The 11633-nt window shown below is 70.3% G+C and carries 12 protein-coding genes; 6 read left to right on the top strand and 6 right to left on the bottom strand.

Going from position 1 to position 11633, the window contains the following annotated elements; all coding sequences use genetic code 11:
- Positions 1 to 29 precede the first annotated feature (29 nt).
- From ACXKZF_RS04640 to ACXKZF_RS04630, 3 genes are all read left to right on the top strand, one after another.
- The gene (locus ACXKZF_RS04640) at positions 30 to 821 is read left to right on the top strand and encodes an ATP-binding cassette domain-containing protein (RefSeq protein ID WP_488985531.1); all 792 of its coding nucleotides are present in this window, start codon (positions 30 to 32) and stop codon (positions 819 to 821) included.
- A gap of 147 nt (positions 822 to 968) precedes the next feature.
- The gene (locus ACXKZF_RS04635) at positions 969 to 2027 is read left to right on the top strand and encodes a M4 family metallopeptidase (RefSeq protein ID WP_488985530.1); all 1059 of its coding nucleotides are present in this window, start codon (positions 969 to 971) and stop codon (positions 2025 to 2027) included.
- Positions 2014 to 2373 carry a protealysin inhibitor emfourin gene (locus ACXKZF_RS04630; protein ID WP_488985529.1) on the top strand — a complete coding sequence of 120 codons (360 nt, stop codon included), beginning with the start codon at positions 2014 to 2016 and terminating at the stop codon, positions 2371 to 2373. Before ACXKZF_RS04635 ends, ACXKZF_RS04630 begins: the two co-directional genes overlap by 14 nt.
- Before the next feature lie 36 nt (positions 2374 to 2409).
- Here the strand turns inward: ACXKZF_RS04630 and ACXKZF_RS04625 are convergent, their stop codons facing one another.
- The 4 genes from ACXKZF_RS04625 to ACXKZF_RS04610 all read right to left on the bottom strand — a co-directional run bounded on the left by ACXKZF_RS04625 (position 2410) and on the right by ACXKZF_RS04610 (position 5116).
- On the bottom strand, positions 2410 to 3021 hold the full coding sequence (locus ACXKZF_RS04625) for a GNAT family N-acetyltransferase (RefSeq protein ID WP_055958261.1): 612 nt from the start codon (positions 3019 to 3021) through the stop codon (positions 2410 to 2412).
- Positions 3022 to 3095: 74 nt separating this feature from the next.
- Positions 3096 to 3782, bottom strand: coding sequence for a uracil-DNA glycosylase (locus ACXKZF_RS04620; protein WP_488985528.1), 687 nt, complete (start codon positions 3780 to 3782; stop codon positions 3096 to 3098).
- Positions 3779 to 4264 carry a phosphoribosyltransferase gene (locus ACXKZF_RS04615; RefSeq protein ID WP_314454286.1) on the bottom strand — a complete coding sequence of 162 codons (486 nt, stop codon included), beginning with the start codon at positions 4262 to 4264 and terminating at the stop codon, positions 3779 to 3781. Before ACXKZF_RS04615 ends, ACXKZF_RS04620 begins: the two co-directional genes overlap by 4 nt.
- Before the next feature lie 81 nt (positions 4265 to 4345).
- Positions 4346 to 5116 carry an SDR family oxidoreductase gene (locus tag ACXKZF_RS04610; RefSeq protein WP_200936133.1) on the bottom strand — a complete coding sequence of 257 codons (771 nt, stop codon included), beginning with the start codon at positions 5114 to 5116 and terminating at the stop codon, positions 4346 to 4348.
- A gap of 293 nt (positions 5117 to 5409) precedes the next feature.
- Here ACXKZF_RS04610 and ACXKZF_RS04605 point away from each other — a divergent pair, with 293 nt between their 5' ends.
- A complete protein-coding gene (locus tag ACXKZF_RS04605) occupies positions 5410 to 6732 on the top strand; it encodes a bifunctional o-acetylhomoserine/o-acetylserine sulfhydrylase (RefSeq protein ID WP_488985527.1) in 1323 nt (440 codons plus the stop codon).
- Between the two features lie 486 nt (positions 6733 to 7218).
- Here the strand turns inward: ACXKZF_RS04605 and ACXKZF_RS04600 are convergent, their stop codons facing one another.
- Positions 7219 to 7917 (bottom strand): SDR family NAD(P)-dependent oxidoreductase, encoded by a 699-nt coding sequence (locus ACXKZF_RS04600; RefSeq protein WP_488985526.1) that lies wholly within the window; start codon positions 7915 to 7917, stop codon positions 7219 to 7221.
- A gap of 240 nt (positions 7918 to 8157) precedes the next feature.
- On the opposite strand from ACXKZF_RS04600, the gene metX reads away from it, so the two are divergent.
- On the top strand, positions 8158 to 9363 hold the full coding sequence (metX, locus tag ACXKZF_RS04595) for a homoserine O-acetyltransferase MetX (protein WP_055958276.1): 1206 nt from the start codon (positions 8158 to 8160) through the stop codon (positions 9361 to 9363).
- A gap of 257 nt (positions 9364 to 9620) precedes the next feature.
- On the opposite strand, the gene ACXKZF_RS04590 is transcribed toward metX, so the two are convergent.
- Complete coding sequence (locus tag ACXKZF_RS04590; protein WP_488985967.1) at positions 9621 to 10868, bottom strand: MFS transporter; 1248 nt, start codon at positions 10866 to 10868, stop codon at positions 9621 to 9623.
- Positions 10869 to 11108: 240 nt separating this feature from the next.
- On the opposite strand from ACXKZF_RS04590, the gene ACXKZF_RS04585 reads away from it, so the two are divergent.
- Complete coding sequence (locus tag ACXKZF_RS04585; protein WP_488985525.1) at positions 11109 to 11501, top strand: hypothetical protein; 393 nt, start codon at positions 11109 to 11111, stop codon at positions 11499 to 11501.
- Positions 11502 to 11633 lie beyond the last annotated feature (132 nt).

Genomic DNA, 11633 nt, shown 5'->3' with positions numbered 1-11633 from the left:
CCCGGCGCCTCGGAGACGGGGAAAACCCCATGACCGAGACGATCATGCGGGCCCGCGGACTCTCCCGCGACTACCCGACCCCCCGCACCCGCGGATTCGGACGCGCCGAGCGCACCCCGGGTCTTGTCGACGTCGACCTCTCGGTGCTCGCGGGTTCCGCGGTCGGCATCATCGGCGAGTCTGGCTCGGGCAAGTCAACGCTCGTGCGCCTGCTGCTCGGACTCGACGTCGCGACCGCGGGAACGGTCGACGTCGAGGGACGCGCGGTGGACGCCCGCGGCTCGGCGCGTTCGCTGCACTGGCTCCGCCGCACGACCGGCGTCGTCTTCCAGGATCCGTACGCCTCTCTCGATCCGCGCATGAACGTCGGGCGCATCGTCGGCGAGCCCCTGTGGGCGCTGGGCATCGAGGGCGATCGTCGCGCCCGCGTGCGGGAGGTCCTCGAACAGGTCGGACTCGAGGCCGACATGGCCGCCCGCTTCCCCCACGAGTTCTCGGGCGGACAGCGACAGCGCATCGCGCTCGCCCGTGCCATCGTGCACCGGCCGCGCATCCTCGTCGGCGACGAGCCGCTGTCGGCGCTCGACGTGACGGTGCGGGCGCAGATCCTGCGTCTGCTGGCGCGGCTGCGGGTCGAAGAGCAGTTGACCCTCGTGCTGGTGTCGCACGACATCGGCGTCGTCCAGAGCGTCTGCGATCAGGTCGTCGTGATGAAGGACGGTCGCATCGTCGAGCAGGGGCCCACCGAGAAGGTCCTGCTGCAGCCGCAGGCCGCGTACACCCGCCAGCTGCTGGCATCCATTCCGACTCTGCCCCGCTGACGCGCCCCTCTTCCGGCGGCGGATTCGCCGGGTCGCCGGTCAGAGCGACGCGCGGGGCTCCTCCCCCACGCGTGCGGGCGGGAATCCGCCCTCAGATCGAGAGCAAGGGATGCCGCGATGTCGGAGGTGCGCGCTAGCCTCGGGCGCATGATCGCCGGCATCGTTCCCCCCTTCCTGCTCGACCGTCTCGCCCAGAGCGACGACCCCCGTCTCGCACGGGCCGCCGCCGCCGCCCGCAAGACACTGGCCATGCCGCGTCCTCCGCGGCCCACCCGCACACGACTGCGCCTGTCGATCGACGGCGACGCGCTCGTCGCCGAGACCGCGCCCGCCCCCGATCGGATCATCTCCGACGCCGGCAACACAGAGAACCTGCCCGGGCGCCGGGTGCGCAGCGAAGACGACGCCCCCAGCGGCGACGTCGCCGTCGACGAGGCCTACGACGGTCTGGGTGCGACCTACGATTTCTTCTGGGACGCCTTCTCACGCGACGGGATCGACGCCGCGGGCGGGTCGCTCCTGGCCACCGTGCACTTCGGTGACGACTACGACAACGCGTTCTGGAACGGCGAGCGCATGGTCTTCGGCGACGGCGACGGCGAGGTGTTCGTCGGATTCACGCGCTCCCTCAGCGTCATCGCGCACGAGCTCGGCCACGGGGTGACCGAGGCCGCCGGCGGCCTCGAATACCAGGGGCAGTCCGGCGCTCTGAACGAATCGTTGTCCGACGTCTTCGGAGCCCTCGCCGAGCAGCACCACCTCGGCCAGCAGGCCGATGAGGCGACCTGGCTCATCGGGGCGGGCATCTTCGCGCCTGACGTGCAGGGCGAGGCCCTGCGATCGATGAAGGCGCCCGGCACGGCGTACGACGACGACGTGCTCGGCAAAGACCCGCAGCCGGGGCACATGCGTGACTACGTCGAGACCGACGACGACAACGGCGGCGTGCACATCAACTCCGGTATCCCGAACCGGGCGTTCTACCTCGCCGCGACCGCCCTGGGCGGCAAGGCCTGGGACCGCGCGGGTCTGATCTGGTACCGCACGCTCACCGCGGGCACCCTCTCCCCCACCGCCGACTTCACCTCCTTCGCGGCCGCCACCCTGGCGGCGGCCGCTGCGGAGTACGGTGAGGAGTCGGAGGAGGTCGCCGCCGTCCGCGCCGCTTGGGCCGGGGTCGGCGTCGTGGAGGATGCCGCAGCCTGAAGCCGTCAGCGACGAGCGTCTGACGATCGTCGTCGTGCGCTCGGGCGGCATCGCCGGGCTCTCGAGACAGTGGCGGGCCGATGCCGATGCCGAACATGCGCCGCGCTGGAGGGAACTCGTCGAGAGCTGCCCCTGGGACGCGACACCCCCGCCGACGGCCGGGGCAGACCGTTACCAATGGCGCATCGAGGTGCATCACGGCGGGGCACCCGTGCACCAGGCGCGCCTGGGCGACGGGCAGATCGAGGGCGCGTGGCGCACGCTCGTGGACGAAGTGCGTCAGGCGGCTCACCCGCAGCAGCGCGGGCGCTCAACCGCTGCCGAGACAGGCACGTCGACATCCTGACGAAGATCGCGCTGCCCCTCTGTGTGACGGCAACCGTCAGCCGAAGAGCTTCCGCCGCTTCTTCTTCGACGGGATGCTCTTCTGCAGGTAGACAACGCCGAGCCATCGGCCGAATTTGAAACCGACGCGGCCCATACGGCCGACCTCGGTGAAACCGAGCTTCTCGTGGAGCGCGATCGACGCATCGGCGCCCTTGTCGCTGATCGCGGCGACCATCTCACGAATGCCGAGATCCTGGCAGGCGGCGATGAGCGCTTCGAGCAGAGCACGTCCGAGACCCTTGCCCGCCGCCGCCTGACCGAGGTAGATCGAGTTCTCGACCGTGTACCGATAGGCGGACTTCGACTGCCAGGGCTGCACGAGGGCGTAGCCGAGGATCTGCCCGCTGGGCGACTGCGCCACGAGGAAGGGCAGCTTCAACTTCTGGAGCGTGGCGAACTTGTCACGCCATTTGGCGATGGTCCATGCCTTCTCGTCGAAGGTGACGACGGAGTTGCGCACGTAGTAGTTGTAGATCTCCCGGATGTCGGGGATGTCGGCCTCGGTTGCCGCGCGGATCTCGAACGAGAACGGGCGCTCGGGTTCGGGGGCACGGCGCAGATGCGCGGGTGGTCGCCGACGGCTCTTCTCGTACTCCTCTTCCAGCACGTCGTAACTCTACGGGCGACCCCGTTTCCCGCGTGTGTCACCGAGCCGCGACGTCGGGTCGGATGACGACGCCGTCAGGCCGGGAGGCGCCAGTCCACGGCATCCGCGCCCTGCTCGGCCAGCAGAGCGTTGACCCGCGAGAACGGTTTCGAGCCGAAGAAGCCCCGACTGGCCGACAGCGGCGAGGGGTGCGGCGAGGAGACGATGGCTGTGCTCCCCAGCAGGGGCGTGAGGTTGATGGCATCCCGCCCCCAGAGCACCGCGACCAGCGGCGCATCTCGTTCGACGAGACACCGGATGGCGTGCTCGGTGACGCGTTCCCATCCCCAGCCGCGATGGGATGCCGGCGACCCCGGCGCCACTGTGAGAACCCTGTTCAGCAGCATGACCCCCTGGGCCGCCCATGCCGAGAGATCTCCGTGCGGGGCGGGAGTGATCCCGAGATCGTCGGAGAGCTCCCGGTAGATGTTCGCGAGGCTTCGCGGCAGGGGCCGCACGTGCGGGTCGACCGCGAACGACAGCCCGATCGGGTGACCCGGCGTCGGGTAGGGGTCTTGTCCGACGATGAGGACCCGGACGGCGTCCAGCGGCGTGCGAAAGGCGCGGAGCACGAGTTCGCCGGCCGGCAGATACGGCTTCCCCTCCTGCCGCAGACGCTCGCCGAGCGCGGCGACGTCGTCGGCGACCGGGGCGAGGGGCTCCACCCAGGTGGAGTCGATCAGGCCGGCGTCGGCGAGTTGGGCGAGGGACTTCGCGGTCACGCCGCGTCTTCTTCGTGCACCGACCCGAGGTGCGACCAGGGGAACTCGATCCAGAGGGTCGTGTTCTTCCATGAGTAGTCGGGCGTCACGACCGTCGTCGGCTTGGTGTAGATCACGGCGGACCGCGCTTCGGCACCATGCCGGTCGAGCAGTTTGACGGCGAGGTCGAGCGTGCGACCGCTGTCGGCGACATCGTCGACGAGCAGCACGCGGCGTCCCTCGAGGTACGACAGGTCCAGCGCCGGGGGCAGCACCTCCGGCGCATCGAGTACGGTGCCCACACCCGTGTAGAACTCGACGTTGAGCGCGCCGCAGTTCTTCACACCGAGGCCGTAGGCGATCGCCCCTCCCGGCAGCAGCCCGCCCCGCGCGATGGCGACGACCACCTCCGGACGGAACCCGTCGGCGACGATCGCGCGCGAGATGTCGCGCGTCGCGACCCCGAAATCGTCCCAGCTCAACCGTTCGCGCTCGTCCGTCACACCGGATCCTCTCCTCGACTGCTCTCACCCTAGGCGCTCGAGGGGTCCCCCCGTCCGGGGCACGGACACGGCGACGCGGGGTCAGCGCGTCGTCAGCGGCCCGCGCGCCAGCAGGTGCTGTGCGGACTGCGCCACGGGGCGCATCGTCACGAGGTCGAGGTTCACATGCCCGGGGGCGTCGAGCGCGTAGGCGATGACATCGGCGACGTCGGCTGCCACGAGAGGCGCCTCGACGCCCTCGTAGAGCTTGTCTGCCGCGTCGCGGTCGCCACCGAGACGGTTCAGGCTGAACTCCTCGGTGCGCACCATGCCCGGGGCTATTTCGATCACGCGCAACGGCTCGCCGTTCAGCTCCTGACGCAACGCGTGCACGAGCATCGACTCTCCGGCCTTGGCCGCGTTGTACCCGCCTCCACCCGGGTAGGCCGTCTGCGCGGCGGTCGAGGTGACGAAGAGCAGGTCGGCGTGGCCCGAGTCGTCGGCCGCGCGCCGAAGGGCCGGAAGAAGGGAAGCCACCAGGCGCTGCGCCGACAGAACGTTCGCTTCGAACATCCAGCGCCAGTCCTCCGGATCACCGGCTTCGATGCGATCGCTGCCGCGGGCACCTCCGGCCACATGCACGAGCGCGTCGACGCCGCCGGTCTCATCGAGCCACGTGGCCAGCGCCGCCACGGCGTCGCCGTCGGTCAGGTCGGCGGCATGGGCCACCACGCCCGTCTCGCCCTCGAGCGCCGCGAGTCGGTCGGCCCGGCGTGCGACACCCACGACGTCCCATCCGCGGGCCCGCAGCGCCCGCGCGGCCGCCTCTCCGATACCAGAACTGGCCCCGGTCACCACTGCGCGTCGCGTCATGACATCCACGCTACTGCGCCCCTCCGACACCGGATGCCGCGTGCCGCCGGTCGGCCCCGCTCCCCCGCCGCGCGGGCACCGCGTCGCCGCCGCGTGCGAGGCGCCGAGGGGCTGCGGGCCGCGCACAGCGCCCGGCGATGAAACGGAGCACGCCTCGCAATGCCGGCGCGGTCGACGGCCCGGTGAGCGGTGTTACGGCCCGTGTCCGGGGCGCTTGTCGGCGTCGGGGGCGGTGTCTACGCTCGCAGCAGGCCACGGCGTCCGCCACGGCCCACCCGACCGGAGGAGCAGCCATGTCGGCACCCGAGAACTGGCGTTTCGAGACCAAGCAGATCCACACGGGCGCACAGCCCGACCCGGTGACCAAGGCTCGTGCCACCCCGATCTACCAGACCACCTCGTACGTGTTCGACAACGCCGACCACGCCGCGAACCTCTTCGCGCTGGCCGAGTTCGGCAACATCTACACGCGCATCCAGAACCCCACTCAAGACGTCGTCGAGCAGCGCGTAGCGGGCCTCGAGGGCGGCACCGGCGCCCTCCTCGTCGCCAGCGGCCAGGCTGCCGAGACGTTCGCGGTGCTGAACATCGCCCAGGCCGGCGACCACATCGTCTCGTCGAGCTCGATCTACGGCGGCACCTACAACCTCTTCAAGTACACCCTCGCCAAGCTCGGCATCGAGACGACGTTCGTGGAGAACCAGGACGACCCCGAGGAGTGGCGCGCAGCGGTCCGCCCGAACACGAAGCTGTTCTTCGCCGAGACCATCGGCAACCCCAAGATCAACGTGCTCGACATCCGCTCCGTCGCCGACGTCGCCCACGAGGCGGGCGTGCCGCTGATCGTCGACAACACGATCGCGACGCCCTACCTCATCCGGCCCTTCGAGCACGGCGCCGACATCATCGTGCACTCCGCCACCAAGTTCCTCGGCGGGCACGGCACCACGATCGGCGGCGTCATCGTCGACGGCGGCACCTTCCCGTGGTCGGAGCGTTCCGACCGCTTCCGCGGTCTCACCACGCCCGACCCCTCGTACCACGGCGCCGTCTACACGCAGGCGGTGGGCGACGGACTCGCGTACATCATCAAGGCGCGCGTGCAGCTCCTCCGCGACCTCGGCGCCTCGATCGCCCCGCAGAGCGCGTGGCAGCTCATCCAGGGCATCGAGACCCTGTCGCTGCGCATCGAGCGCCACGTGCAGAACGCGCAGGAGATCGCGGAGTGGCTCGAGTCGCACCCCGACGTCGCGACCGTGAACTACTCGGGCCTCCCCACGTCGCCCTGGTATGCCGCCGCCAACAACTACGCCCCCAAGGGTGTCGGCGCGGTGCTGTCGTTCGAGCTCAAGGGTGGTGTCCAGGCGGGTCGCGAGTTCGTCAACTCGCTCAGCCTGTTCAGCCACCTCGCCAACATCGGCGACGTGCGCTCGCTCGTCATCCACCCGGCATCCACGACGCACTCCCAGCTCACGCCCGAGCAGCAGCTCACGGCCGGCGTGACCCCGGGTCTCGTGCGCCTGTCCGTGGGCCTCGAGAACATCGACGACCTGAAGGCCGACCTCGATCAGGCCCTCGCCGCCGCGCGTCGACTGTCCGAGGCGTCTCGCGTCTGATCCTCATGTCACCGAACGCCCCGATCCGGCCATCCGGTTCGGGGCGTTCGTCGTTCACGGGCGTCTAGCCTGTGGGTTCGGCCTCACGGGAAACGGCGACGCGGTGATCAGCGGAGGTCTCGCGCACCGCGCCGCGCGCGGCCTGTCGCGGGGCGCACGCCCCGCGCCGAAACCGGAGGGCATCCCGCGAAGGGAGGACCCACCGCGAGAGAAAGATCCTCCGCTAGCCGAATCTCCTCCGCCGCGGCATCGCCGCCCCGACACCGCCCCGCCCCGCGAACGGAGGACATCCCGCGAAGGGAGGACCCACCGCAAGAGAAAGATCCTCCGCTCGCCGAATCTCCTCCGCCGCGGCATCGCCGCCGCGGCATCGCCGCCCCGACACCGCCGCCCTGCGAACGAGGACATCCCACGAAGGAGGACTCGGCACGAGAAAGCCCCTCCGCCCGCCGGATCTCCTCCTCTGTGCCGAGCCCGCGCCGCGCGTCAGACCTTCTGCCGCGGCCGGAGACTCCCCAGCCCGCCGTCGACGCCGATGATCTGTCCGGTCATCCACGCGTTCTCCGGCGAGAGGAGGAACTCCACGGCGCGCGCGACATCGTCGGGTTCGCCGAGCCGACCGAGCGGATGCATCGCCTCCGAGACCTTCCTCGACATGTCGGTCGACGTCAGTTTCTCGGTCAGACGCGTCTGCACCAGGCCCGGGGCCACCGCGTTCACGCGAAGTCCATGAGCGGCGTAACTCGCGGCCGCCGACAAGGTCAGGCCGATCACGCCGGCTTTGGCCGCCGAGATGCCATCATGGTTCGGCAGGCCCGCCAGGGCGGCAGCCGACGACACCAGCACCACCGATCCACCGTCGCGCATGTGCGCCCCCGCCGCGCGCACCGCCGCGAACGACGTCGTCAATGACGCGGCGATCAGGCCGTCGTACTGCTCGCGCGAGGTGAGGTGCGCGGGTTTGAGCAGCATGGATCCCGCGAACACCGCGATGCCGTCGAGATCGCCCGCCTCACCGACAACCTGATCGACGGCGTCGAAGTCGGTGGCATCCAGGGTGAAATCCGGCTCGATGACGGATGAATCGCGAGCGGTTGTGAGGACGCGGTGGCCCGCGTCGCGCAGTCGTGTCGCCGTCGCCCCGCCGATGTCGCTCGAGGCCGCGATGAGAAGGAAGTTCGCCATGCGGCGAGTCTGACCACACCCGACGACCGTGATCGGGGGCTGGACAAGCGGTCACCCCGTGGTCAGCGCGGCGCGAGGGCGCTCGTTCTCGCTCAGCCGGTCGGCGTCGCCCTCCCGTCGTCCGACCGGCTCTCCCGCATCCCACGTCGCGATCATCCGTGCGCTGTGCGCGAGTCGACGACCTCCGACATCGCCGTAACAGAACGAACCTCCCCGCCCCGCCCGGAGAGAATGGATGCCATGGACTGGCAGATCTCCGAAGACACGGTGCCCTCGGCCCCGGTGACGGAGGCCGACGCCCGTTCGCTCCTCGGCCGTCCCCCGGCAACCGGCGCGTGGCGCGACGGCGACCCCGCGGGTGATCGCCGCTTCGCATCGTTCGGGTCCTTCCGCACCGAGAACGGCGAGTCCCTGCCGCACGTGCGCCTCGCCTACGAGACCTGGGGGGAGCTCTCTCCCGCTCGCGACAACGCGGTGCTCATCCTGCACGCCCTCACCGGTGACAGTCACGTCCGCGGTGCCGCCGGCCCCGGGCACCCCACCGCCGGGTGGTGGAGCGACCTCGTCGGACCCGGAGCCGCGATCGACACCGACCGCTTCTTCGTCATCGCCCCCAACATGCTGGGCGGATGCCAGGGATCCACCGGCCCGGCGAGCATCGCGCCCGACGGGTACGAGTGGGCGTCGCGTTTTCCGTACCTGACCATCCGCGACCAGGTCACCGCGCAGGCGCTGCTCGCCGACGAGCTCGGCGTCGAGCGGTGGTTCGCCGTCGTCGGCGGGTCGATGGGCGGCATGCACGCGATCGAATGGGCGGTCGGTCACCCCGACCGGGTCGCGCGTGCCGCGATCCTGTCGGCCCCGCCGATCACGACGGCCGACCAGATCGCGCTGAACTCGGTACAACTGGACGCCATCCGCGTCGACCCGCGCTTCGCCGGTGGCGAATACTACGACGCCGGTGACGGCGACGGGCCGCACCGCGGGCTGGCCCTCGCCCGTCGCATGGCGCTGCTCAACTACCGCAGCCCCACCGAGCTGAACCAGCGCTTCCAGCGCTCGTGGCAGTCGGGTGTGAGCCCCCTGGGCCGCGGCGGGCGCTTCGCGGTGGAGTCATACCTCGACTTCCACGGCAACAAGTTCACCCGTCGATTCGACGCCAACAGCTACCTGGCCCTGGTCGAGGCCATGAATTCTCACGACGTCGGCCGCGATCGCGATGGGGTCGAAGACGCCCTGGCGCGCGTCACCGCCACGACCCTCGTGCTCGGGATCGACAGCGACCGTCTCTTCCCCATCGACGGCCAGCACCGCATCGCGCGCGGCATCCCGCAGACCCTCGACGGTGACGACGCCGTCGTGCTCTCGAGCGACTTCGGCCACGACGGCTTCCTCATCGAGACCGCCGCCGTCGCCACGCACCTGCGTCGCCTGCTGGCGACCTGACGATCCCGGATGCCTGGGCCCTGGCATCCACGCCGTGCCACTCCCTCATCACGGAAGTGCCGTCGCCCCTCCGCCTCGCGCGGGCACCGTCGAGTGTCCACGACACGCCGCGCGCGGCGAGGACTTGCGGCGTGTCCTGGACACTCGGCCAACTCCGGCGCCGACCGGAAGCAGCGTGCGATCGGTCCGTGCCCGCGACGCGTCAGCGCTGCGTCAGCACTGCGTCAGCACTGCGTCAGCACTGCGTCAGCACTGCGTCAGCACTGCGTGGGAATCGACCCTGTGATCGCTGTCTGCGCGGCCTCGGCAGCCGGCATCCGGTGTTCGGGATGACGGCCGCTGCGATCCTCGATGCGGTACGACACGACGGCGACGACGAGCCCGCCCAGGGCGAGCACGGCGCCGACCCAGGCGGGGGCGACGAGTCCGAGGCCGGCCGCGATCGCGAGGCCACCCAGGAACGCTCCGAGGCTGTTGCCGATGTTGAGCGCCGAATGGTTCAGGGCGGCGGCGATGGACTGATTGTCTTCGGCGACGTCCATCAGGCGGGTCTGGATGGCCGGGCTCAACGCCGCCCCGCAGAAGGCGACCAGGAATGCGAACAGCACGAGACTGACGATCCAGCCGGCGGTCAGGGCGAGACCGACGGATGCCGCGGCGAGGGCGATCAGACCGACGGAGAGCCAGAACCGCAGGTTCTTGTCGGCCAGCGCGCCCCCCACGACGTTGCCGATCGTCATGCCGATGCCGACCAGCACGAGGACGAGGGAGACGCTCCACTCCGGCTGCCCGGCGACGTCGGTGATCATGGGAGCGATGTAGCTGTACATGGCGAAGAATCCGCCGAAGCCCACCGCGCCGATCCCGAGCGCGAACCACACCTGGCCGATGCGGAACACCCGCAGCTCGTCACGCAATCGGCGACCCGGTGAGCCGGGGTGCTTCGGCACGAACAGCGCGATGCAGATGGTCGCCAGCAGGAAGATGCCGGTGACGACCGCGAACGCCGCGCGCCAGCCGACCTGCTGTCCGAGCAGGGTGCCGAGCGGCACGCCGACGACGTTGGCGATCGTGAGACCGGTGAGCACGAAGGCGACGCCCTTGGCGCGGTTTCCGGGGCCGAGCGCGTCCGCGGCCACGAGGGCTCCGATGCCGAAGTAGGCGCCGTGCGGGAGTCCGGCGAGGAATCGGGATGCCGCAACGAGCTCGAAGGTGGGGGCGATGACGGTCAGCAGCGTGAAGAACGCCAGCGCGGCGGCCAGCACGATCATCACGCGATGGCGCGGGAAGCGCGCGACGGACCCGGCGATCGTGGGCGCGCCGACGACCACACCGAGGGCGTAGAGAGAGATGAGCCAGCCCGCCTGGGCGATGGCGTCGTCGGGCGAGGCCGCCCACGCGCCGGGGACGAGCTCGCGGGCGATGTTGGGCAGCAGGCCCATCACCACGAACTCGGTCATGCCGATACCGAAACTGCCGATGGCGAGAGAAAGGAGCGCCCGCATCGCCGCACCTCTCGAGGTCGTCGAAGAGGTCACCCGACGAGTGTAGGGGGCTCACTGCCGTCTGGTCGAATCGTTTCGAGAGCGGCGCGTGGGCCCGCCCCGTTGTCCCGCATCCCTCGCCCCTCCTGCACAGGGCGCTCGATCGGCGGGCTCTCCCCCATCGCGCGGATGCGCCGTTTTTCACCCGGTCAGGACGTGGCACTCTCTCACACCTCACCGCACAATGAAGGGATGCCGGAGATGACGGAGCCACAGGTCTGGGTGATGATCGGGACCTTCGCCGCGGCCGTGCTCGGCGGCATGACGTTCAGCACGAACCTCATCATGGGATCGCTGACGAAGGTCATCACGGCGAACACGGATCGGCTCGAAGCGCGGATCGACGCGCTGCGTCACGAGACGGTGTCGGAGATCCAGGTCACAAGATTCAGAATCGACAGCGTCGAGGCGGGACTCAACGCCAAGATCGATAGCGTCGAGGCGGGACTCAACGCCAAGATCGACAGCGCCGAGGCGCGCCTCAGCTCCCAGATCGAGAGCGTCGAGAGTCGACTCCGCGGCGATATGGCCCGCATCGACTCAGACGTGACCGCCATCGCGAAGCGCGCCTGGAACGACCCGCCCGCCGCGTGAGATCGACGGGGCGGTGACAGGCCGGTCCGCTGCATGAGACCGACGGGACCGTGACGGGCCGGTCCGCCGCGTGAGATCGATGGGGCCGTGACGGGCCGGCCAACGCGCGAACGCCCGAGCGATCGCCGACGT

The sequence above is a fragment of the Microbacterium sp. ABR10 genome (assembly GCF_057812175.1).
The sequence above is the reverse complement of the archived record's forward strand: the minus strand, read 5'-3'. Positions and strand labels throughout refer to the sequence as shown.

Excerpts from the sequence above, each read along its gene's own strand:
- ACXKZF_RS04630 (WP_488985529.1), top strand. The coding sequence starts at position 2,014 with ATGCCGCAGCCTGAAGCCGTCAGCGACGAGCGTCTGACGATCGTCGTC.
- ACXKZF_RS04600 (WP_488985526.1), bottom strand. The coding sequence starts at position 7,917 with ATGGCGAACTTCCTTCTCATCGCGGCCTCGAGCGACATCGGCGGGGCG.
- ACXKZF_RS04585 (WP_488985525.1), top strand. The coding sequence starts at position 11,109 with ATGACGGAGCCACAGGTCTGGGTGATGATCGGGACCTTCGCCGCGGCC.
- ACXKZF_RS04610 (WP_200936133.1), bottom strand. The coding sequence starts at position 5,116 with ATGACGCGACGCGCAGTGGTGACCGGGGCCAGTTCTGGTATCGGAGAG.
- ACXKZF_RS04605 (WP_488985527.1), top strand. The coding sequence starts at position 5,410 with ATGTCGGCACCCGAGAACTGGCGTTTCGAGACCAAGCAGATCCACACG.
- ACXKZF_RS04635 (WP_488985530.1), top strand. The coding sequence starts at position 969 with ATGATCGCCGGCATCGTTCCCCCCTTCCTGCTCGACCGTCTCGCCCAG.
- ACXKZF_RS04590 (WP_488985967.1), bottom strand. The coding sequence starts at position 10,868 with ATGCGGGCGCTCCTTTCTCTCGCCATCGGCAGTTTCGGTATCGGCATG.
- ACXKZF_RS04640 (WP_488985531.1), top strand. The coding sequence starts at position 30 with ATGACCGAGACGATCATGCGGGCCCGCGGACTCTCCCGCGACTACCCG.
- metX (WP_055958276.1), top strand. The coding sequence starts at position 8,158 with ATGGACTGGCAGATCTCCGAAGACACGGTGCCCTCGGCCCCGGTGACG.